We start from the raw sequence: 22,025 nt of genomic DNA, 5'->3' as shown, positions 1-22,025 counted from the left end.
TCCTGGCCGCAAACGTTTGAAGGCGTCGGCGGTGACCGCCCCGACGTTTCCGGAGGGCGGCGGGATCGACGCCGGCCCCTCGTCCGGGCCGACCGGAGGGGGCGGGCACGCCGCGAGGCGCGCGCAGCGGTCCCGGACCGGGTCGCCCGCGACGCGGAGCGGCCGTCACCGTCGCGGGAGGACGAGGGCGGGCACGACCGGGGACGGCGCCGTCACCCGGATCGGGCGAGATGTCGGCGCGGGCGACATCCGCGCCGGGAGCCGGGAGCGTTAGCGTGGACATCCTGGTCTCCGGACCGGAGAGGTTCGCGGGATGCGTCGACCGCATCATGGGCGGGGCTTCCGTCCGCCCATGCCCATCGCCGATGATGTACTGCAGGATCCGGTCCCCCGGAGCTGCGCTACGCCAATTCGCAAGTTTGGAGATGTGCCTCGTGGGAGACCCTGGCACGCGACGGAGGTGCCGACCATGAGCGCCGAAACCTCCGTGCCCCGTCCCCGGAAGTCGGGTGTGGACATCTCGGACTCCGGCCTGTTGCAGGGCCTGCTGTCGCAGTCGCCGTTCGCGTTCGCGTTCTTCGACCCCGAGGGCCGTTTCCAGCGCGTCGACGAGGTCTTCGCCGACGTGGTCGGCCTCCCCGTCGAGCGCCTGGTCGGCAGGACCCCCGGCGAGCTGCTGTCGGCCGACCTCACCGCGCTGGTCGAGGGGTCGGTCTGCGCCATCGTCGAAGGCGCCGAGGTCGAGGGGGACCAGCGGATCCGGGTGCGCTCGGCCGGCGGGGAGACCCGCCACTGGTCGCTGACGTTCTCGCCGGTCCACGACGACCAGGGGACGCTTCACGCGGTCTGCCTGGTCGGCGTCGACATCACCGAGAGCCGCCAGGTCGAGGAGGACCTGCGGCGCAGCGAGGAGCGCTACCGCTCCCTGGTCGAGGCGCAGTCCCAGCTCGTGTGGATCACCGCCCCGACCGGGGCAGTGCTCGAGGACGCCCCGCAGTGGCGCGCCATCACAGGCCAGGGGCTGGAGGAGTACCTCGCCCACGGCTGGCTGGACGCCGTCCACCCCGACGACCGCCCGCACACCGAGGAGGCGTGGCGCGAGGCGCTCCGCGGCCGGATCATGTTCGAGTGGAGTTACCGGGTCCGCACCAGGGCCAGCGGTTACCGCCACTTCGAGGTGCGCGCCGTCCCGATCATCAGGCACGGCAGGGTGGTCGAGTGGGTCGGCGCCAACACCGACGTCACCCCGCAGCGCGAGGCCGAGGAGATGCGCGGCAGGCTCACCGACCAGCTCGGCGCCGCCGCCCTGCGCACGGCGCGCCTGCAGGGCGCCACGGCCATGCTCGCCGAGGCGCTGACCGTCGAGCAGGTCGTCCAGGTCATCATCGACGTGGGCCGCACCGCGCTGGCGGCCGACCGGTCGGCGGTGGCCCTGCTCGACGTCGAGAGGGCCGCGCTGAAGCTGGTCAACAACGGCGGCATCCCCGACGTTCCCGGCGCGCCCGGCGAGGAGATCCCGCTGTCGCACTCCAGTGTGATGACCATGGCGGTCAACAGCCGCCGCCCGGTCTTCGCCGAGTCGCCGGAGAGCCTGCGCTCCCAGCTCGTGGACGCGGGAGGCGACGAGGCGGCCATCGCCGGGTTCGTCTCCCACAGCGACGAGCGGGCGTGGGTGGGCCTGCCGCTGCTGGCCGCCGGGCGTGCGCTGGGCGCGCTGCGCTTCTCCTTCACGCGCCCCCAGAAGATCTCCCAGGAGGACGGGGTGTTCCTGGAGGCGCTCGCCGGGCAGTGCGCCCTCGCGGTCGAGCGGGCCACCCTCTTCGAGCGCGAGCACCGCACCGCCGAGACGCTTCAGCGAAGCCTGCTGCCCGACCGCCTGCCGGTGGTCCGCGGGCTGGTGCTGGCCCAGCGTTTCCGTTCGGGAAGCCGTCACGTGCAGGTCGGTGGCGACTGGTACGACGCGTTCGTGCTGCAGGACGGCCGGGTCGCGGCGGTGGTCGGCGACGTCATGGGCAAGGGCGTCAAGGCCGCCGCGGGCATGGGCCGCATCCGCAACGCCATGCGGGCCCTCGCGCTGACCAACCCGCCGCCCGCGGCCGTCCTCACCGGCCTGGACAGGGTCTTCGAGGCCACCGAGGAGGAGGAGCAGGTCACCACCCTGGCCTACATGGTCGTCGAGCCCGGCACCGGAGAGGGCACGCTGGCGCTGGCGGGCCATCCGCCGCCCCTGCTGGTCTCCCCGCAGGGCGTGCCGCTGCTGTGCGAGGGCGAGCCGGGCACTCCGCTCGGCTGGCCGACGAGCCGCAGGCAGTTCCGGTTCTGTGTTCCGCCGGGACACACCGCGGTCCTGTATTCGGATGGTCTGGTGGAGAATCGGAAGCGTGGTCTGGATGCCGGTCTTGCCGATCTTTGCTCTGTTGTGACCGAAGCGCCGCCAGAAGTTGTTGGAAGTCCGCATATGTTGCTGGATTTCCTCGTTGACCGGATGTTGTCTGGGTATGAACAGGATGATGACGTCACGGTGCTCGCGATCCATGTTCCCCTGGCCACGAAGAGTGACTGAATGAAACAGTCATAACGGTTGCTTTCGGGTATCGGTGCCTCGCTTCCGTACGCACTACTCTCTTGGTCGGCCTAGGGTGGAGGGCAACCGCCAGGAGGCGGCCGTATGGATCACGGTGTCGTGCCACAATGCTGGACAGGTGCGTCGCGGTTCGCGGCCTCGTTCATCAACAACTAGAGGTTCCGCCCCTAGTGGGCACCTGGGTCCATTCTCGTCACGCTTTCCTTCGAGAGGTGTTCGTGTCGCCTGCAAGTTCGACTCGCTCGAAGCCATCCGAGCTGAACGAGCCCGTCATTCAGCAGCTGATGGAGCGGGGGCGCTCGCAGGGGTTCCTCGAGTCCGAGGATGTCCGCAAGGCCGTCGAGGAAGCGGACATTCCGATGGCGCAGGTCGCTGGAATTCTGCGCAGCCTCAGCAAAGAGGGCATCACGGTTCGGCTGACTGCTGAGGACTCCGCGGCTCCCAAGAAGTCCAGGACTTCGACCAAGCGCCGTACCCCCGCCGCTCCCGCCCCGGTCAAGAAGACGAAGACCGCCGCGGCGGCCAAGGAGCAGCCGGAGACCGTCACGGCGGTCGTCAGCGGCTCCGAGCCCGCCCCCGCGGCCAAGAAGCCCGCGCCTCCGGCCAAGAAGATCGCGCCGTCCGCGAAGAAGCCGGTCCCCGCTCCGCCGAGGAAGGCCGCGCCGGAGGCGGCCGCGGTCGCGCCCAAGGCCGAGCCCAAGCCGAAGCAGGTCTCCGACGACGACGACGAGGCCATCGACCTCGAGGACGTCGAGATCGAGGACTTCGATCTCGAGGCGGAGGTCGAGGTCGAGGTCGAGGTCGAGACGGAGATCGAGGCCGAGGCCGAGACGGAGGAGGAGCCGAAGGCCGGAGCCGTCACACAGAACGAGGACGAGGTCCTCATCCTGTCCGACGACGACGACGACGCTCCCGTGCCGCAGGTCGCCGCGGCCGGCGCGACCGCCGACCCGGTCAAGGACTACCTCAAGCAGATCGGCAAGGTCCCCCTGCTCAACGCCGAGCAGGAGGTCGAGCTGGCCAAGCGCATCGAGGCGGGCCTGTTCGCCGAGGAGCAGCTGGGCACCGACGGCGACAGGCTGCCGGTCGACGTCCGCGCCGAGCTGGAGTGGATCGCCGAGGACGGCCGCCGGGCCAAGAACCACCTGCTCGAGGCCAACCTGCGTCTGGTGGTCTCGCTGGCCAAGCGCTACACCGGGCGCGGCATGCTCTTCCTGGACCTGATCCAGGAGGGCAACCTGGGCCTGATCCGCGCGGTCGAGAAGTTCGACTACACCAAGGGCTACAAGTTCTCCACCTACGCCACCTGGTGGATCCGGCAGGCGATCACCCGCGCCATGGCCGACCAGGCGCGGACCATCCGCATCCCGGTCCACATGGTCGAGGTGATCAACAAGCTGGCCCGCGTGCAGCGGCAGATGCTGCAGGACCTCGGCCGCGAGCCCACTCCCGAGGAGCTGGCCCGCGAGCTCGACATGACCCCGGAGAAGGTCGTCGAGGTCCAGAAGTACGGCCGCGAGCCGATCTCCCTGCACACCCCGCTGGGTGAGGAGGGCGACAGCGAGTTCGGCGACCTCATCGAGGACTCCGAGGCGATCGTCCCGGCCGACGCCGTGAGCTTCACGCTTCTGCAGGAGCAGCTCCACTCCGTTCTGGACACGCTGTCCGAGCGCGAGGCGGGCGTGGTCTCGATGCGTTTCGGCCTCACCGACGGCCAGCCGAAGACACTGGACGAGATCGGCAAGGTCTACGGGGTGACGCGCGAGCGCATCCGGCAGATCGAGTCGAAGACCATGTCCAAGCTGCGTCACCCGTCCAGGTCCCAGGTTCTGCGCGACTACCTGGACTGACCCGACTGACGGCGAGGGGCCCACGCCATGCGGCGTGGGCCCCTTCTCCCGTCCGACGGGCCTCGGGTCTCCCCTTGAGGTGTTTTTCCCTTCAGGACCCCTTCAGCGGCTCTTCAGAAGCCGTTCAGGGGTCCTTGGGGGCGGAACTGGACTTCATCAGGCCGTGACGTCGAGTGTCCACGGCCTGCCGCCCGTGGGGGCCGGACCGAGGGCGACGGCGTGGCCGAGGCTGTCCAGGACCTTGGCCAGCTCCTGGGGCGTCTGCGGGTCGACGCCGTTCTCCAGCAACGAGCGGGCGATCACGCCCCGGGTCGCCTTGGCCATGTGGCTGACGACCTTGCCGTCCTTGAGAACCCGTACCCCGACCGCGCGCGCCCCCGGCTGCCAGGCCGTCGCGTAGGTGCTGGAGCGCAGGTCCACGACCAGGCCGGGCTCGGCGTCGAGCACCGGGGTGATCGGCTTGCGCCACTGAGCCGCGAGGCCGCCGAGCGGCGGCAGCCGTACGCCCATCGACAACCGGTACGGCGGCACCCTGTCGGTGATCCTCAGCACCCCCCACAGCCCGGAGAAGATCAGCAGGCTCCGTGCGGCCCGCTCGGCGGCGTCGGGAGGCAGCGAGGCCAGGTCGAGGTTGTCGTAGAGCACCCCGGTGTACAGCTCCGCGGCCGTCAGCGTGGGCGCGGTCCGCAGCTCCCGGTTCTTGCCGATCTCGCCGAGCTGTCCCGGGGACAGGCCGAGCACGGCCTGTGCCTGTGCCCGCGACTTTCGGCAGAGCGCGGTCAGCGCGCTCAGCACCTTCTTGCGGGAGGCGGTCAGGGAGGGGAAGCTCAACCGGGACAGGTCGAGGGTGGGCCCGTCGCCCAGCTCGGCCTTTCCCTCGGACGGAGGCAGCAGAATCAGCACAGTCGTCGAGCGTAACGCGGCGGACCGGGTGGGGTTCCGGCGCAGGAGCGCCGCCCGTGCCGCGGCGCCGCTCATGCGGCGTCGTGGTCACGGTCCGTGAGGAGTTTCGGTCATGGGCCGTACGTGAACGTGACGTCACGTTCACGCGGCGCCGTGGCCGCGACCGGCGGGCAGGCCGCCGGTCGTGGGGTGAGATGCGTCGAGTGCCCCGCTCCCGCGGACACGGGAGCGGGGCACTCGACGGAAATATCAGGTCGTGGCAGAGCCGGCGCCGCGAGCCCGGTCGTTCCTGGGAACGACCGGGGTCTCACGGCATCGGTCCGATGGCGTCATCGGACCGGCCGACCCCTACCGTTCTTCGTTGCTCGCGGTTGAAGGGGTTTCGCTGAGGCGTGCCGACTCGTCCTGGATGTCGGCGCCCTTGTCTCTCAGCACGGCTATGTGCTGCCGCCCGTGGTGGGCGCAGAACAGCAGCTCCCCACCTACGGGCAGGGTCGCGCGGATGTAAGCCTGGGCGCCGCACCGGTCACAGCGGTCCGTGGCCGTCAGCTGCTTGGTGGGGGCGAGAGTTCCAGTCACGTATCGCCTTTCAGGTCATCCCCTTGCGGAGGATCTGGCGTCAGTCACTTGAGACAACATCTAACCGGATGAGGACGTTCCCAACCGACCCCCCGCTACGCCGAGAGCGGAAAGTGTCCGAATGTAACGGCGATCACGCCGGGGGTAACGCCGGAGACGCCTCGATGGCAAGCTTGTACGCGCGGCGGCGGGAAGAACGGTAAGCTGCGCACACGTGTTCGAGCAGAGTGGGAGTGGGTGTGACCGCAGTTAGCGCGGAGAAGGGCTATACGGCGCGCCATCTGTCGGTGCTTGAAGGTCTCGAAGCCGTCCGCAAACGCCCGGGCATGTACATCGGGTCAACCGACAGCCGCGGTCTCATGCACTGCCTCTGGGAGATCGTGGACAACGGGGTCGACGAGGCCCTCGCCGGTTACTGCACCCGCATCGAGGTCGAGCTGCACGCCGACGGCTCGATCGAGGTCCGCGACAACGGCCGCGGCATCCCGGTGGACGTCGAGCCGAAGAGCGGCCTGGCCGGAGTCGAGCTGGTCTACACCAAGCTGCACGCGGGAGGAAAGTTCGGCGGCGGCTCGTACGGCGCCTCCGGCGGTCTGCACGGCGTCGGCGCCTCCGTGGTGAACGCCCTGTCCTCCCGCCTCGACGTCGAGGTCGACCGCGACGGCCGGGTCCACGAGATCAGCTTCCGCAGGGGCGTTCCCGGCGTCTTCGACGGCGACGGGTCGTCCGCCAAGTTCAAGAAGAAGTCCGGTCTGCGCGACGGCGGCCCGCTGGCCCGCAAGGTCACCGGCACCCGCGTCCGCTTCTGGCTGGATCACCAGATCTTCCTGCCCGAGGCCGAGGTCTCCCTCGACGAGATCCACGTCCGGCTGCGCCAGACGGCCTTCCTGGTCCCCGGCCTGACCCTGACCGTGCGCGACAGCCGCGGCGAGGAGGCCACCGAGGAGGAGTTCCGTTTCGACGGGGGCATCTCGGAGTTCACCGAGTTCCTCGCCCGTGACGAGCCTCTCTGCGAGGTGCTGCGCCTGCAGGGCGTCGGCCACTTCCACGAGACCGTGCCCGTCCTCGACGAGCTGGGCCACATGACGCCCACCCAGGTGCAGCGCGAGCTCACCGTGGACGTCGCGCTGCGCTGGGGCAAGGGCTACGACAACACCGTCAGGTCGTTCGTCAACGTGATCGCCACCCCCAAGGGCGGCACCCACGTCAACGGTTTCGAGCGGGCCCTGGTCCGCACACTGAACGAACTGCTCCGTGAGACCCGTCTGCTGAAGAACGGCGACGCGCCGGTCACCCGGGAGGACATCCTGGAGGGGCTCACCGGGGTCGTCACGGTCCGGGTGCCGGAGCCCCAGTTCGAAGGGCAGACCAAGGAGGTCCTCGGCACCTCGGCGGCCTCCCGGATCGTCGCCCACGTCGTCTCCCGCGACCTCAGGGAGATCTTCACCAACCCGCCGCGCGGCGCCAAGCAGCAGCTGCGCGCGGTGCTCGAGAAGATGGTCGCGGCGGCCAAGGCCCGGATCGCGGCCCGTGAGCACCGCGACAACCAGCGACGCAAGACCGCCCTGGAGAACTCGGCGCTCCCGGCCAAGCTGGTCGACTGCCGCAGTGACGACGTCGACCGCAGCGAGCTGTTCATCGTCGAGGGAGACTCGGCGCTGGGCACCGCCCGCGCGGCCCGTGACTCGGAGTTCCAGGCGCTGCTGCCGATCCGCGGCAAGATCCTGAACGTGCAGAAGGCGTCCGTCGCCGACATGCTCAAGAACGCCGAGTGCGCCGCGATCATCCAGGTCATCGGCGCGGGCTCGGGGCGCTCCTTCGACATCGAGGCCGCCCGTTACGGCAAGGTCATCCTGATGGCCGACGCCGACGTCGACGGCGCGCACATCCGCTGCCTGCTGCTCACCCTCTTCCACCGCTACATGAAGCCGATGGTCGAGGCGGGCCGGGTCTTCGCCGCGGTCCCGCCGCTGCACCGGATCGAGATCACCAATCCCGGCCGCGGCCAGGACAAGTACGTCTACTGCTACTCCGACGCCGAGCTGCACCGGGTCCTACGGGACCTGGAGCGTCGAAACAAGCGCTGGAAGGACCCCGTGCAGCGCTACAAGGGTCTGGGCGAGATGGACGCCGACCAGCTGGCGGAGACCACCATGGAGCCTCGTCACAGGACCCTGCGCCGGGTCAGGATCGAGGACATCCAGGAGGCCGAGCGCATCTTCGACCTCCTGATGGGCAGCGACGTGGCTCCGCGCAGGGAGTTCATCGTGGGCAGCGCGGCCGACATCGACCGCGACCACATCGACGCCTAGGGGCGCGCCGGGGCGTCCTCCCGCCGACACGTGTCGACGGGAGGGGCGCCACGACGGGCGAGACCGGCCGTACCGGCGTCCTCGGCGACTCCTCCGTCGCGGCGGGCCGCACCCGCGCCTCCGAGGCTCGGGCGCGGCGCGCCGACGGGCTCACACCTCGATGGGCGTGATCTTTCCTGTGCGCACGTCGTAGACGGCTCCTCCGATGGGGAGGCCGGCGGGCAGGAACGGGCTCGTCCTGATCCGGGTCAGGTCGTGGAGCAGCGCCGCGCTCTGGTCGGGCACGGTGTGGAACTCCAGGCTCCGGGTGTCGACGCCGTGCTCGGCGGCGAGCCTGTGCACGTCGTCGTCGGTGGCCTTCGACATGCCGCAGTCGGTGTGCGGCATGACGAGCACCCGGTTCACGCCCAGCAGGTAGACCGCGAGCACGAGCGTCCGCAGCACGTCGTCGGTCACCCTGGCGCCCGCGTTGCGCAGGATCTTCGCGTCACCGGCCTTCAGGCCGAACAGCCCCAGCGGGTCGATCCGGGAGTCCATGCAGGTGACAACCGCCAGGCCGCGGGCTGCCCTGCCGGTGAGCTCGGAATCGGTGAACGTGGCGGAGAACTCCTCGTTGGCGGCCAGCAGGTCGTCGAAGGCACCCACGCAAACCCCTTTCGGTCGGCAGAAACTATGGATTAATAATCCTGCATGCCCGTTTCGTAAACCTTTCCGGGGCTACCCTCCAGGTCGACTTCAGGAAGATCCCACAATCTTTGCTCACAATGGGTGATGATGTCGTAACGCAAAGTCCGGAGATCTGGAGGGGGTCATGGGCAGGATCGCATCCCTGGCGGCATACCTGCGCGCGCAGGCCAGGCGGAAGCTGGACCGGGTGGAGACCCGCGACGGCGGTCGGAACGCGCGTTCGGCGCTCGCCCTGCTCGACGCGGCGGCCTACGCCGAGGCCCTCGGCGACGACGACCCGCTCGTGGAGGTCCTCGTGGAGGCCGGATGTTTCGGTCCGCACGGGTTCGACGACTTCCAGCCCGGTGACCAGGTCGCCAGGCTCGTCCGCTCCTGGGAGTCCGGCGAGCCCTGGCAACTGCTGATGGCGATCAGGTTCGCGCTGCAGGCGTCGCCCGCCTGAGGGGGCGGCTCGGCCGCGCCCGCGGGGCGTCCGTGTCCGCCGGAGGGAGTCGAGGGGCGGGCGCTGAGGGGCGAGGGGCGTGAAGGCGAGAAGTCGGGGGCCGTGCCCGCCGGCGGGGCCCAGGAGAGGCGGGGGCGCGAGGGCGGGAAGCGGGGCCGTGAGCACGGAGGCGGAGGTGGGTGTGAGGGTGGGAGAAACGCGGGTGAGACGCGTGGCGGTGACGTCATGGGGCACGTGCTCCGTGGAGTCGCCTGTCCGGCGCCGACACGTGTTTACCGAACGGCAGACGACACCTTCATAATCCCGTTACCGGTGTTATCTGGGAGGAATCATGGCAATCGCGCGCATGCGGTCGGTCGTCCTCGACTGTGCGGACCCGCGGGCTCTGGCTGACTTCTACAGCGCGGTGCTTGGCTGGGAGGTGACCTCCGTGGAGGACGACTGGGTCGTGGTCACCGACGGACGCCCCGAACGGCTCTGCTTCCAGCTGGCCGAGAACTACCAGCCGCCCCGCTGGCCCGACCCGGAGAAGCCCCAGCAGTTCCACCTCGACCTCACCGTGGACGACCTGGCGAAGGCGGAGGCCGCCGTGCTCGCGCTGGGCGCGGTCAAGCACGAGCACCAGCCGAGCGAGGACGACAGCTTCCGGGTCTTCCTCGACCCGGCCGGGCATCCGTTCTGCCTCTGTGTCTGAGGCCCGCGTTCGGAAGTGCGTGTGAGGCCCGCGTCCGAGGAGTGCTGTGAGGTCTGTGTCTGAGCAGTGCTGTGAGGTCTGTGTCCGAGGGATGCGTGTGAGCTCTGAGCCGAAGCGAGGCCTGACGCTCCGAGGGGAATTCCGAGCCCGTAGGCGAGACACGAGGACGGTGTCAGGTCCAGGGGCGACGCGCGTCCGAAGCCGGACCCCGAAGCCGAGGGCGGGGCGGAACCCGTGCGCGAGGCCTGGAAGCCGCATGAGAGGCCCTGAGATCGCCGCTGAGGGCTTTACGGCGCCTCGGAGAACAGGAACCCCCGAGCCTCGGGGCCCTGGCTCGAGGGGAGCTGAGGCCCCGAGGCTCGGGGGTTTCCTCGGAAGCGGGAGGTCACTCTCCTTCGGAGGCCGGCTCCGCGACGTCGGCCCCACCGCCGGAGCCGTTGTCCGCGTCGAGGTCTCCGGACGCGCCGAGTGCGCCGCCGACGGCCGCGACCGTGTGGGTGAGGCGGACGCCGGACCCGTCACGACGGCCGAGCTCCTCGGGGAGGGGGACGGGCTTGCCGACGTTCGAGACCGCGCGGGCCGGACCGGGGCCCACCCAGGCGAGCAGCAGCACGTCTTCGCCCTTGAGGAACCGCTGGACCCGGACGCCGCCCGTAGCGCGACCCTTCGCGGGGTACTCGGCGTAGTCGGAGACCTTCGCGCCACCGACCTGGGTGCCGGGCAGCGCGGTCGAGGACCCCGCGATCGTCACGACCCTGGACTCACGCGCCGGGTCGACCACGCCGAACCAGATCACCTGGGCGGCGCCGTCGAGGCGGATGCCCGCCATACCGCCCGCGGGACGTCCCTGGGGACGGACGTTGGAGGCGGGGTAGCGCAGCAGCTGCGCGTCGGAGGTGACGAAGACGAGGTCGTGGTCCTCGGCGGTCAGCTCGACCGCCCCCACCACGGTGTCGCCCTCCTTGAGCCCGATGACCTCGAAGTCGTCACGGTTGGCGGGGTAGTCGGGGACGACCCGCTTGACCACGCCCTGCGCGGTTCCCAGCGCCAGGCCCGGCCCCTCGGGATCCAGTGAGCCGATGCCGACCACCGCCTCGCCGGGGTTCAGGGTGACGTACTCGGACACGGGGTGCCCGCCGGACAGCGACGGCGGATTGGCCGACGGGGGCAGCGTCGGCAGGTCGACCACCTGGATCCGGATCATCCGGCCGTGGTTGGTGACCACGCCGACCTCGCCCCTGACGGTGCTGCGCACCACGGAGACCAGCACGTCGTGAGCCGAACGGTCGCCGTCGCCCGCCAGCGGGGAGGCGTCGGACGTGCGGGCCAGCAGGCCGGTCGAGGAGAACAGCACCAGGCACGGGTCGTCGGCGACCTCCAGAGGCACCGAGACGTTCCTGGCGACGCCGGAGGACTCCAGCAGGACCGTACGGCGGGGCGTGCCGAAGGTCTTGGAGACCTGGGCCAGCTCGTCGGAGACGACCTTGCGGAGCTTGTCCTCCGAGGACAGGATCGCGGTCAGTTCGGCGATCTCCTCCTCGAGGGTCTGCTTCTCCCTGTCGAGCTCCAGCTTGTCGAACCGCGTCAGGCGGCGCAGGGGGGTGTCCAGGATGTAGTGGGCCTGGATGTCCGACAGCCCGAAGGCCTCGATCAGCCGCTCGCGGGCCTGGCCCGAGTCGTCGGAGGAACGGATGACCTGGATGACCCGGTCGATGTCGAGCAGGGCGATCAGGAGGCCCTCGACGAGGTGCAAGCGCTCCTCGCGCTTGCGCCTGCGATGGAGGGAACGTCGCCGGATCACGTCGATGCGGTGGTCGACATAGACCTGGAGCAGCTCGCGCAGGCCCAGGGTGCAGGGCTGGCCGTCGACCAGCGCCACGTTGTTGATGCCGAAGGTCTCCTCCATCGGCGTCAGCCGGTAGAGCTCCTCCAGCACGGCCTCGGGGATGAAGCCGTTCTTGATCTCGATGACCAGGCGCAGACCCTTGTGCCGGTCGCTGAGGTCCTTCAGGTCGGAGATGCCCTGGAGCTTCTTGGCGGTGACCAGCTCCCTGATCTTGGTGACCACCCGCTCGGGGCCGACGTTGAAGGGCAGCTCGGTGACGATGATGCCCTTGCGCCTGGGGCTGACCTGCTCGACGACGCACTTGGCGCGCATCCTGAAGGTGCCGCGGCCCTTGGCGTACGCGTCACGGATGCCGTCCAGGCCGATGATCGTGCCGCCGGTCGGCAGGTCGGGACCCGGTATGAAGCGCATCAGGTCGTCGAGCGTGGCGTCCGGCTTCTTGATCAGATGACGGGCGGCCGCGACGACCTCGACCAGGTTGTGCGGCGCCATGTTGGTCGCCATGCCGACCGCGATGCCGGTGGCGCCGTTGACCAGGAGGTTCGGGAAGGCCGAGGGCATGACCGTCGGCTCGGTCTCCTGGCCGTCGTAGTTGGGCTTGAAGTCGACGGTGTCCTCGTCGATCGACTGCACCATCGACATGGCCGCGGCGGCCAGCCGGGCCTCGGTGTAACGCATCGCGGCGGGCAGGTCGTCGGGAGAGCCGAAGTTGCCGTGCCCGTCGACCAGCGGCAGCCGCATCGAGAACGGCTGCGCCATGCGGACCAGCGCGTCGTAGATGGCGGTGTCGCCGTGCGGGTGCAGCTTGCCCATCACGTCGCCGACGACCCGCGACGACTTCACGTGTCCGCGGTCGGGCCGCAGGCCCATCTCGCTCATCGAGTAGAGGATGCGGCGCTGAACCGGCTTGAGGCCGTCCCTGGCGTCCGGCAGCGCGCGCTGATAGATGACCGAGTAGGCGTATTCGAGGAAGCTGGTGCGCATCTCGGCGGAGACGTCGATGTCGACGATCCGCTCCTCGAAGTCACCGTCAGTCGGGGGTGTGGTCGTCCGTCGAGCCATCTGTTTTCCTGCGCGGGCGCCTCGGCTCTCTGGCCGAGGGAGAAGCGCATCCTCCTTTGGTCTTCGTGGTTTAACGGTAGCCGTCGGCCCGGTGCGGGAGCCTCGGGCCTGCGTGCCAGGTGTGGGTGGGGCCCGCGCCTGTGGTGAGGCGGCGTCCTGTGGTGTGCGGTGACGTGCCTCGTCCGCCCACGCGCGGGGGCGAGATCATGAAGGCGCCTCCTCGGTGGTGGCGGGACCGGTCACCTGCGGGCTCGACCCCGATCGACGTGACCGTACATCGTGCAGGGACTCGTTACCATACTCACCGCTCCCGACACTTCCCGGTCCTCGCTCGGCTCGCCGCCGAGACGGCCCCGCTCCGCTCCGCCCGGGATCGGCTACTCGGGATCCGCCGGGGCTCCGGGGACGGGAGGGGAGCCGGGAAGCGAACGCGGCCCCGCGCCCGGCCACGGGCCGGGCGCGGGGCCCTCGTACTCGTCCCCCGGGGCGTTGACCTTGGTGTCGTAGACCTGGAATCCCCGCGCCCGGTAGTTGGCGAGCGCGACCGGGCTGTCGAGGGAGCAGGTGTGCAGCCACACCCGCCGGGTCGGCTCCCTGCCGGGGTGGCGCTCCGCCAGGTCCCAGGCGCGGGCCGTGCCCACCTCAAGGAGGTGGCCGCCGATGCCCCTGCCGATCGCCCAGGGCATCAGGCCGAAACAGGTGATCTCGACCGCCGCGTCGTCGCCGGGCACGAACTCGACGTAGCCCGCGGGAGTGCCGCGATGGTAGGCCACCCAGGTCTCCACGTCGCGTTCCAGCCAGCTCGCCCACTGCCGCCAGGTCCACGACAGCCTGTCCGTCCAGTGCCAGTCGCCCCCGACCGCCGTGTTCAGGAACCGGCTGAACTCCGGCGAGATCACCTCGGCGCGCACGATGTCGACCTCGATCGCAGGAGGCTTCGCGGTGAGCAGGTCGGACCGCGAGGTCTGTTCGAGGTACCACGTTGTGACGTCCATAGTGAGATGCATCAAACCACGACGCGGAACCAGGAAGGCCCGCTGACCGGCGGCGGGCCCCGCCCGAGGCCGGATTTCCGCCGGACGCCCGACGTCTGTGAGGGGGATCGTCCGGGCGCGGGTGTTTCACCATGCGGTACGGCTTTCGCCGTCTGTTGCCGCTCCGCGGGGGAAACGACATGATCAAAGCCCGCTCTTCCGCCTCTCGACCCGACGGAGGATCCGTGTCCGACGGCAACCGGAGCCTCACACCGAACCTGGGGATGGGCCACCCGCATCCCGCCCGGATCTACGACTACCTCCTCGGCGGCAAGGACAACTTCGCCCCTGACCGGCAGGCCGCGGAACAGGGGCTGGCCGCCGCCCCGGACGTCAGGGACATCGCCCTGGCCAACCGGCGCTTCCTGGTGCGCGTGGTGCGTCACCTGGCGGGGCTCGGGGTGCGGCAGTTCCTCGACGTCGGGACCGGATTCCCGACCAGCCCCAACGTGCACGAGATCGCGGGAGAGGCCTCCGCCGTCGTCTACGTGGACGTCGATCCGGTGGTGGTCACCCACGGCCGGGCGCAGCTCGCCAAGCGCCACAACGTCCACATGATCCAGGGCGACCTGCGCGAGCCCGCCGACGTCCTGGCGCAGGGGGGCAGGCTGCTCGACCTGCGTGAACCGGTGGCGCTGCTCGTCGTCTCCGTGACGCACAACGTCACGGACGAGGAGGGGCCCGCGGGAATCCTCGCCCGCTACATGCGGGAGCTGGCCTCCGGCAGCCATCTGGCGATCTCGCAGATGGCGAGCGACGTCAGCCCGGAACGCTCGGCCGCGCTGGCGGGCGTCGCCGCCCGGCAGCGGATGACGCTGCTGCCCCGGACCCATGCCGAGGTGCTCGCCCAGTTCGGAGGTCTGCCGCTGCTGGAGCCGGGGCTGGTCCAGGTGCCGCTGTGGCACCCCGACGAGGAGGAGAGGGCGGCGCGGGCGCAGCTGTCACGGGTGTGGACCTACGGCGGGGTCGCGCGCAAGGAATGACGTGAGGACGCGGGCGTGGTGATCCCCGCCACCACGTCGGCGCGCGGCGCGCTCCGGTCCGGCGGGTGAGCGATCGACATGGGACCGGGGCGCACCCCTTCTCACCGGTCCGGGGCCGGTCGCCGCACTGTGCCACCGGTGTGCGTGTGCGACGCCGAAGGCCGCCCGGTGGTTCGGCCAAGGTTCGGCCATCGGCCACGGGGGCGCCTGGCGGGTCGGGAGGGCGCGGGCTCTCCGCGCTTTCCGCCGGCACGGGGACGGGGAGGACCGGGGCGGGGGCGTTCCCGCCGGGTTCGGGCGGACCGGAGTGAAACAGTCGGCCGGACCTGGTACCAATGACCGGTGAGCGAAGAGCAGATGCTGCGAGAAGAGGCCGAGGAGCGGCTGCGGGCGCTGGCGGGTGAGCACGCCCGGCTGCGCGAGGACCAGTGGGCGGCCATCAAGGCGCTGGTCATGGACCGTCGCCGGGTGCTCGTCGTGCAGCGGACCGGCTGGGGCAAGTCAGCGGTCTACTTCATCGCCACCGCGCTCCTGCGCGAGCTGGGCGAGGGGCCGACCGTCATCGTGTCGCCCCTGCTGGCCCTGATGCGCAACCAGATCGCCGCCGCGGAGCGGGCCGGGATCCACGCGGTCACGGTCAACTCGGCCAACCCCGAGGAGTGGGAGCAGGTCTACGGTCAGGTCGCCGAGGGCATGGTCGACGTGCTCCTGGTCAGCCCCGAGCGGCTCAACAACCCCGAGTTCCGCGACCAGGTCCTGCCCGAGCTGGCCGAGAGCGCGGGCCTGGTCGTGGTCGACGAGGCGCACTGCATCTCCGACTGGGGTCACGACTTCCGCCCCGACTACCGGCGGCTGCGCACCATGTTCGAGGAGCTGCCCGAGGGGGTGCCGATCCTGGCCACCACCGCGACGGCCAACGCCAGGGTCACCCACGACGTCGCCGAGCAGATGGGAGAGGACACTCTCGTCCTGCGCGGGGCGCTGGAGCGCGAGAGCCTCCATCTGAGCGTCGTACGGCTGCGCGGCGCGGAGCAGCGCCTGGCCTGGCTCGCCCAGACGCTCCACGAGCTGCCGGGCTCGGGGATCGTCTACACCCTCACCGTGGCCGCCGCCCAGGAGATCGCCTCCTACCTGCGTGAGCAGGGGCACGAGGTCGCCGCCTACTCCGGGCAGACCGAGCAGGCCGAACGGCTCGCCGCCGAGCAGGCCCTGCTCGACAACAAGATCAAGGCGTTGGTCGCCACGTCCGCGCTGGGCATGGGATACGACAAACCCGACCTCGGGTTCGTCGTCCACGTGGGCGCCCCTCAGTCGCCCGTCGCCTACTACCAGCAGGTCGGCAGAGCGGGGCGCGGGGTCGAGCGCGCCGAGGTGATCCTGCTGCCCGGCGCCGAGGACCGCGAGATCTGGGCCTACTTCGCCTCGCTGGCCTTCCCGCCCGAGCCGGTGGTGCGGACGGTCCTCACCGCCCTGCACGAGGGCGGCGTGCTGTCGACGGCAGCCCTGGAGAACCGGGTCGACCTCAGCCGCAACAGGCTGGAGACCATGCTCAAGGTCCTCGACGTGGACGGCGCCGTGCGCCGTGTCAAGGGCGGCTGGGAGGCCACCGGCGAGGAGTGGAGCTACGACGCCGACCGTTACGCCAGGGTCGCGGCCGAACGCGAGGCCGAGCAGCGGGCCATGCTCGACTACCTCGACACCACGGGGTGCCGAGAGGAGTTCCTCCGCCGACGCCTTGACGACGAGACCGCCACGGCCTGCGGGCGCTGCGACAACTGCACGGGCGCGCACCGCTCGCCCGAGGTCGAGGCGCGGGCGGTCGAGCGTGCGGCCGAGAGCCTGCGGCGGCCCGGGGTCGAGATCGAGGCGCGCAGGCAGTGGCCGACCGGGCTCAGCGACCTCAGGGGCCGCATCAAGCCGGAGCTGGGCGCGGAGCCGGGCAGGGCCCTCGGCCGCCTGACCGACATCGGCTGGGGCAACCGCCTGCGCGGCCTTCTCGCCGAGGGGGCTCCCGACGGCCCGATCCCCGACGACGTCTTCGCCGCCGTGGTCAGTGTGCTGTCGTCATGGGAGTGGGAGCGGCGTCCTGTCGCCGTGGTCGCGATTCCCTCCGCGACCCGTCCCCAGCTCGTCCGGAGCCTGGCCGAGCGCCTGGCACAGGTCGGGCGTCTTTCCTACCTGGGCGACCTGGGCTACCGGTCAGGCCCGCCGGGCCGCCAGTTCAACAGCGCCCAGCGCGTCCAGGCCGTCCGCGCCACGCTCGCCATGCCCTCCGCGCTGAGCGCGGCCGTCGCGGAGGCGGGCGGCCCCGTCCTGCTGGTCGACGACCGCCTCGACACCGGCTGGACGGTGACCCTCGCCGCGGCCATGCTCCGCCACGCCGGAGCCCCGGCCGTGCTGCCTCTCACCTTGGCGGTCACTTCCTGACCTCGGCCGAGGGTTACCTCCGGTTGTGCCGCCTCTCACCTTGGCGGTCGCCTCCTGACCTTGGCCGAGGGCCTTTGGTCGTGCCGCCTCTCCTCTTGGCGGTCGCCTTCTGCCCTTGGCCGGGGCCTTCGGCCATGCCATCTCTCCTCTTGGCGGTCACTTCCTGACCTCGACCGAGGGTTACCTCCGGTCGTGCCGCCTCTCCTCTTGGCAGTCACTTCCTGACGTCGACCGAGGGTTACCTCCGGTCGTGCCGCCTCTCACCTTGGCGGTCATCTCCTGACCTTGGCCGGGGGCCTTCCGCCCGCGTTGCTCCTCGGCGCCGGTCAGGTTCGTGTCGCCGCTCTCCGCACCGGCGTGCGGAGGATCGGGGCGGTGGGGGAGAGACCGCCGACACGACGAACGCGTCGCGACACCCCACCTCTGACAGGCGTCCCAGAAGGGCCGCCGGCAGCGGGGCGTCGCGGTGACCGGCCTGGTGAGCCTGGGGAGCGCCGGATGGAGGCAGGAGGGCGTGCGGCGGTCGGCGCTCTCGTGGCCGGCCGTAGGAGGCGATACGGCGGGCGGGTGAAGTGGCGGCCGGGCTGAGAGGCGGTGCGGCGGGCGGGCGGAGGAGTGGTACGGCGGGCTGTGGAACCGGGTGGCTGGCCGAGGCTGGCTGAGGGGCTTGAGGCGGCGGTGTTGTGAAAGCGGCGTGAGGCGGTGCGGCCTGGTCGTGAAAGCGGGGCGGGGAACGGCGGTCAGAGGCGGGGGCGGGCGCCCAGGTGGGAGATGGCCCTGGCGGCCAGGCGGCAGCCGGAGGCGAGGGACTCGGCCGGGGGCTTGCCCTCCAGCCAGGCGGGCAGGAAGCCCGCGGTGAAGGCGTCACCGGCGCCGGTGCCGTCGACCACGCGCTCCACGGCCTCCGCGGGAGCCTTGACCGGCTCGGCGCGGCTGTTGGTGTACCACAGCGCGCCCTCGTCGTTGAGCTTGACGACGACCTGGGGGAACCAGGCGGTCAGCACTTTGGCGGCGGCCGCGGGGTCGTCGCGCCCTGTCAGGACCTTGGCCTGGTCGGCGTTGGCGAACAGCAACTTGGCGTTCTGAGTCCACTCGAGGAACGGCTCGGCCCCCGTGCGCTCCAGGGGCGCGGATGAGGAGCAGTCGACCGAGACGGACATTCCGGTGCGGCGGGCCATCTCCAGGGCGGCGAGGCCGGCTTCGCGGGAACCCTCGTTGATCAGGGTGTAGCCGGACAGGTGCAGGTGGCCGCCCTGGGCGAACAGGTCGCGGGGCAGGTCCTCCGGGGACAGGGCAGCGTTCGCCCCCGGGTCGGACAGCATGGTGCGCTCGCCCTTGTGCGTGACGAGCACGACGCAGGTGCCGGTCGGCCGTTCGGGGTCCATGACGAGGCGGGCGTCGACGCCGTAGCCCATCAGCTCCATGTCGCGGTTACGCCCCGTGATGTCGGCGCCGCGGCGTCCGATGAAGGCCACCTCCGCGCCCTCGACCGCGAGCCAGGAGGCGATGTTGGCCCCCGAACCGCCGCCGTGCATGGTGACGATCGCCGGTGTGTCGCTGGCTCTTGCCAATGGGTAGCGGGCGCGCGCGACCGCGTCGGTCATGAGATCGCCCACCACGACCACCCGCGTCATGATGTCACCACCTTGCTGCCTTCGATGCTGACGTGCCTCTAGCCGCGAAAAACTTAACAGCTTCCGGCCAGCGTATGGGGTCCGGACCGGACAGCGCGCCACAGTCGATGCACAAGCGTTGCGTGAAACCGTCCCAACCTGCCCTGCTGGTCTGGCATGTGAGATTCACGTCTACTCTCGGGACTGTGGAGGCTGCTCAGTATCCCGCTCACTGGGAGGCGGACGTCGTCCTGTCGGACGGCGGCACCGCCCACGTACGCCCGATCAGGCCCGCCGACGCCGACCGGTTGCGTTCCTTCTACTCCAGGCTCTCCGAGGAGTCGATCTACTTCCGTTTCTTCGGTCCTCACCCCCGCCTGTCCGACCGTGAGATCGCCCGGTTCACCAACGTCGACTACGTGGACCGCGTCGCGCTGATCGCGACGATCGGCGCCGACATGGTGGCGGTGATCCGCTACGACCGGATCGAGCCGGGGGAGGCCGAGGTGGCCTTCCTCGTCGAGGACGCCCACCAGGGCCGCGGGGTCGCCTCGGTGCTGCTGGAACACCTGGCTGCGACGGCCAGGGAGCGGGGCATCGCCCGGTTCGTCGCCGACGTGCTGCCCGCCAACCGCAAGATGATGGCCGTGCTCAAACAGGTCGGCTACACCGCGCAGAGCCGGTTCGCCGACGGTGTGGTCAGGATGACGCTCGACCTCACCCCGACCGAGACCGCCCAGGAGGTGACGGCCTCCCGCGAGCACAGGGCCGAGTCCCGCTCGATCGAGCGGCTGCTGTCGCCGGGCTCCGTCGCGGTCGTCGGCGCGGGCAGGGAGCCGGGCGGCGTCGGCCAGACCGTGCTGCGCAACCTGCTCGCCGCCGACTTCACGGGACCTGTCTACCCGGTGCACCGCGAGGCGCGGGCGGTGGCGGGGGTGCGCGCCTACCCGAGCGTGACGGCCATCGACGGCGAGGTGGACCTCGCGGTGCTGGCCGTGCCCGCGGACGGGGTGATCGAGGTGGTCAAGGAGTGCGCGGAGAAGGGCGTGCGCGGACTGATCGTGGTCTCCTCGGGGTTCGGCGAGACCGGTCCCGAGGGACGGGCCAGGCAGGACGAGCTGGTCCGCATCGCCCGCGCGTACGGCCTGCGCGTCGTCGGCCCCAACTGTCTCGGGATCGCCAACACCGACTCCTCGGTCAGGCTTAACGCCACGCTGGCCGCGACCATCCCGGGGCAGGGCAGGGTGGGCTTCTTCAGCCAGTCGGGCGCTCTGGGCACCGCGTTGCTGCAGCGGGTCGCCCAGCGTGGCATGGGCATCTCCTCCTTCGTCTCCGCGGGCAACCGCGCGGACGTCTCGGGCAACGACCTGCTGCAGTACTGGGAGGAGGACCCCAGGACCGATGTGATCCTGCTCTACCTGGAGTCGCTGGGAAACCCCCGCAAGTTCGCCCGCCTCGCGCGGCGGATCTCCCGCCGCAAGCCGATCGTGGTGGTCAAGAGCGGCGGCACGACCCAGGGCGTGCCGACGGGCCACGCCGCGCCGGTGCTCGGCCTGCCCGACACCGCGCTCAGCTCGCTGTTCGAGCAGGCGGGGGTGATCCGGGTCGAGGACCTGATCCAGCAGTTCGACGTGGCGCAGTTGCTGGCCTACCAGCCGCTGCCCACGGGGCCGAGGGTCGGCCTGGTCAGCAACTCGGACGCGCTGGCGTTGCTGGCGGTCGACGCCTGCGTGCGGGCGGGGCTCGATCCCAGGCCTCCGGTCAACCTCGGCGCGCGGGCGGGAGCCGCGGAGTTCGGGGCGGCCCTGAGCTCGGTGGTCCAGGACGTCGACGCGGTGGTCGTCATCTACATGCCGCCGATCCCGGGCCCGGCGGACGAGGTCGCGGCCGAGCTGCTGAGGGTCTCGCGCGACTGCGGCAAGCCGGTGCTGGCCACGTTCGAGGGCAAGATCGGCGTGCCGCGCGGGCTGCGGACGGGCGCGGCGCCCGAGCGGGGGTCGATCCCGTCGTACGCCGCCCCTGAGGAGGCGGTCCGCGCGCTGGCCCACGTCGTACGGCACGCGCGCTGGAGGAAGCAGCCCGCAGGGGTGCTGGAGGAGATCGAGGGCGTCGACACCGCCGCCGCACGGAGGATCGTGCTGGCGAGACTGGGCAGGGCCGCTCTGGAGGACAGGCTGGAGAGCAGGATCGAGCTCGACCCCTCGGAGTTGCTGGCCTGCTACGGGCTGACCGTGTGGCCCGCGGAGGTGGTCGGTTCCCCCGAGGAGGCCGTCGAGGCCGCGGAGCGGCTCGGCTGGCCGGTCGTGCTGAAGGCGGCCGACCCCGAGGCGGCCAAGCGCGCGGGGACGGTCAGGCTCGGCCTTTCCGGGCCTGACGGAGTGCGTGAGGCCTTCGCGGGCCTGACCGAGCAGCTGGGGTCCGGCGCCGTGCTCGCGGTGCAGCGGATGGCTCCGCAGCCCGCCGTGCCGACCGTGGTCAGCGTCATCGAGGACTCGGCGTTCGGCGCGGTCGTCTCCTTCGGGCTCGGCGAGGTCACCGCGCGCCTGCTGCGCGACGAGGTGTACCGGCTCGCGCCGCTGACGCGCGAGGACGCCGCGATGCTGGTCAGCTCGCCGCGCGCGGCTCCGCTGCTCTTCGGCGGGTACGGCTACCCGCCGGTCGCGGTCGAGGCGCTGGAGGATCTGCTGGTCAGGGTCGGGCGGCTGGCGGACGACCTTCCCGAGGTGGCCAGGCTCGACCTCGACCCGGTGCTGGTCGGGGAGTCCGAGGTGATCGTGCTGGGGGCGCGCGCCGTGCTGAGCAGCCCGCAGGGTCCCAGGGTCGACGCGGGGCCACGCCGCCTCGGCTGAGCGGACGCCCGGCTCGGCCGGGCGGACGGTCAGTGGAAAAGCCGCGCCGCTGACTGCTCAATGACAATTAACGGTAAATCTCGAATTAAGCGCTTACGGCCCCCAAAGGAGTCGCATTCGGTCGGGATAACATTTTTCGCCGATGGCCGAACCTCGAGCG

The 22,025-nt window shown here is 70.9% G+C and carries 14 protein-coding genes; 8 read left to right on the top strand and 6 right to left on the bottom strand.

The genetic code is table 11. From position 1 onward, the window contains the following. Positions 1-469: 469 nt before the first annotated feature. Entirely contained in the window at positions 470-2,563 is a 2,094-nt protein-coding gene (locus PKF00_RS26750) for a SpoIIE family protein phosphatase (RefSeq protein ID WP_271220396.1), read from the top strand. A gap of 239 nt (positions 2,564-2,802) precedes the next feature. Then, positions 2,803-4,434: an RNA polymerase sigma factor gene (locus PKF00_RS26745; protein ID WP_271220395.1), complete on the top strand. Its 1,632-nt coding sequence runs from the start codon at positions 2,803-2,805 to the stop codon at positions 4,432-4,434. Positions 4,435-4,590: 156 nt separating this feature from the next. Here PKF00_RS26745 and yaaA read toward each other — a convergent pair whose 3' ends face one another. Then, entirely contained in the window at positions 4,591-5,337 is a 747-nt protein-coding gene (gene yaaA, locus PKF00_RS26740; RefSeq protein ID WP_271220394.1) for a peroxide stress protein YaaA, read from the bottom strand. A 348-nt stretch (positions 5,338-5,685) separates the two neighbouring features. Continuing rightward, positions 5,686-5,916 (bottom strand): DUF7455 domain-containing protein, encoded by a 231-nt coding sequence (locus PKF00_RS26735; protein ID WP_271220393.1) that lies wholly within the window; start codon positions 5,914-5,916, stop codon positions 5,686-5,688. Positions 5,917-6,155: 239 nt separating this feature from the next. Between PKF00_RS26735 and PKF00_RS26730 the strand changes: the two genes are divergently transcribed. Next, entirely contained in the window at positions 6,156-8,228 is a 2,073-nt protein-coding gene (locus PKF00_RS26730; protein WP_271220392.1) for a DNA gyrase/topoisomerase IV subunit B, read from the top strand. Between the two features lie 150 nt (positions 8,229-8,378). On the opposite strand, the gene PKF00_RS26725 is transcribed toward PKF00_RS26730, so the two are convergent. Continuing rightward, positions 8,379-8,873: a beta-class carbonic anhydrase gene (locus PKF00_RS26725; protein WP_271220391.1), complete on the bottom strand. Its 495-nt coding sequence runs from the start codon at positions 8,871-8,873 to the stop codon at positions 8,379-8,381. Positions 8,874-9,039: 166 nt separating this feature from the next. Here PKF00_RS26725 and PKF00_RS26720 point away from each other — a divergent pair, with 166 nt between their 5' ends. Together PKF00_RS26720 and PKF00_RS26715 are read left to right on the top strand one after the other, a co-directional pair. Next, the gene (locus PKF00_RS26720) at positions 9,040-9,357 is read left to right on the top strand and encodes a hypothetical protein (RefSeq protein WP_271220390.1); all 318 of its coding nucleotides are present in this window, start codon (positions 9,040-9,042) and stop codon (positions 9,355-9,357) included. A gap of 331 nt (positions 9,358-9,688) precedes the next feature. Beyond that, positions 9,689-10,051 carry a VOC family protein gene (locus PKF00_RS26715; protein WP_271220389.1) on the top strand — a complete coding sequence of 121 codons (363 nt, stop codon included), beginning with the start codon at positions 9,689-9,691 and terminating at the stop codon, positions 10,049-10,051. A gap of 385 nt (positions 10,052-10,436) precedes the next feature. Here PKF00_RS26715 and PKF00_RS26710 read toward each other — a convergent pair whose 3' ends face one another. Both PKF00_RS26710 and PKF00_RS26705 read right to left on the bottom strand, forming a co-directional pair. Continuing rightward, positions 10,437-12,959, bottom strand: a complete 2,523-nt coding sequence (locus PKF00_RS26710; RefSeq protein ID WP_271220388.1) for a DNA gyrase/topoisomerase IV subunit A — start codon at positions 12,957-12,959, stop codon at positions 10,437-10,439. Positions 12,960-13,336: 377 nt separating this feature from the next. Next, entirely contained in the window at positions 13,337-13,954 is a 618-nt protein-coding gene (locus PKF00_RS26705) for a GNAT family N-acetyltransferase (RefSeq protein WP_271220387.1), read from the bottom strand. Positions 13,955-14,178: 224 nt separating this feature from the next. Here PKF00_RS26705 and PKF00_RS26700 point away from each other — a divergent pair, with 224 nt between their 5' ends. Together PKF00_RS26700 and PKF00_RS26695 are read left to right on the top strand one after the other, a co-directional pair. Further along, positions 14,179-14,976 (top strand): SAM-dependent methyltransferase, encoded by a 798-nt coding sequence (locus PKF00_RS26700; RefSeq protein ID WP_271220386.1) that lies wholly within the window; start codon positions 14,179-14,181, stop codon positions 14,974-14,976. A gap of 357 nt (positions 14,977-15,333) precedes the next feature. Beyond that, positions 15,334-17,403, top strand: a complete 2,070-nt coding sequence (locus PKF00_RS26695) for a RecQ family ATP-dependent DNA helicase (protein WP_271220509.1) — start codon at positions 15,334-15,336, stop codon at positions 17,401-17,403. A gap of 740 nt (positions 17,404-18,143) precedes the next feature. Here the strand turns inward: PKF00_RS26695 and PKF00_RS26690 are convergent. Further along, entirely contained in the window at positions 18,144-19,037 is an 894-nt protein-coding gene (locus PKF00_RS26690) for a carbohydrate kinase family protein (RefSeq protein WP_271220385.1), read from the bottom strand. Positions 19,038-19,144: 107 nt separating this feature from the next. Here PKF00_RS26690 and PKF00_RS26685 point away from each other — a divergent pair, with 107 nt between their 5' ends. Further along, a complete protein-coding gene (locus PKF00_RS26685; RefSeq protein ID WP_271220384.1) occupies positions 19,145-21,865 on the top strand; it encodes a bifunctional acetate--CoA ligase family protein/GNAT family N-acetyltransferase in 2,721 nt (906 codons plus the stop codon). Positions 21,866-22,025: the final 160 nt, after the last annotated feature.

The organism is Streptosporangium carneum (genome assembly GCF_027922005.1).
Taxonomy (GTDB): domain Bacteria; phylum Actinomycetota; class Actinomycetes; order Streptosporangiales; family Streptosporangiaceae; genus Streptosporangium; species Streptosporangium carneum.
The sequence above is the reverse complement of the archived record's forward strand: the minus strand, read 5'-3'. Positions and strand labels throughout refer to the sequence as shown.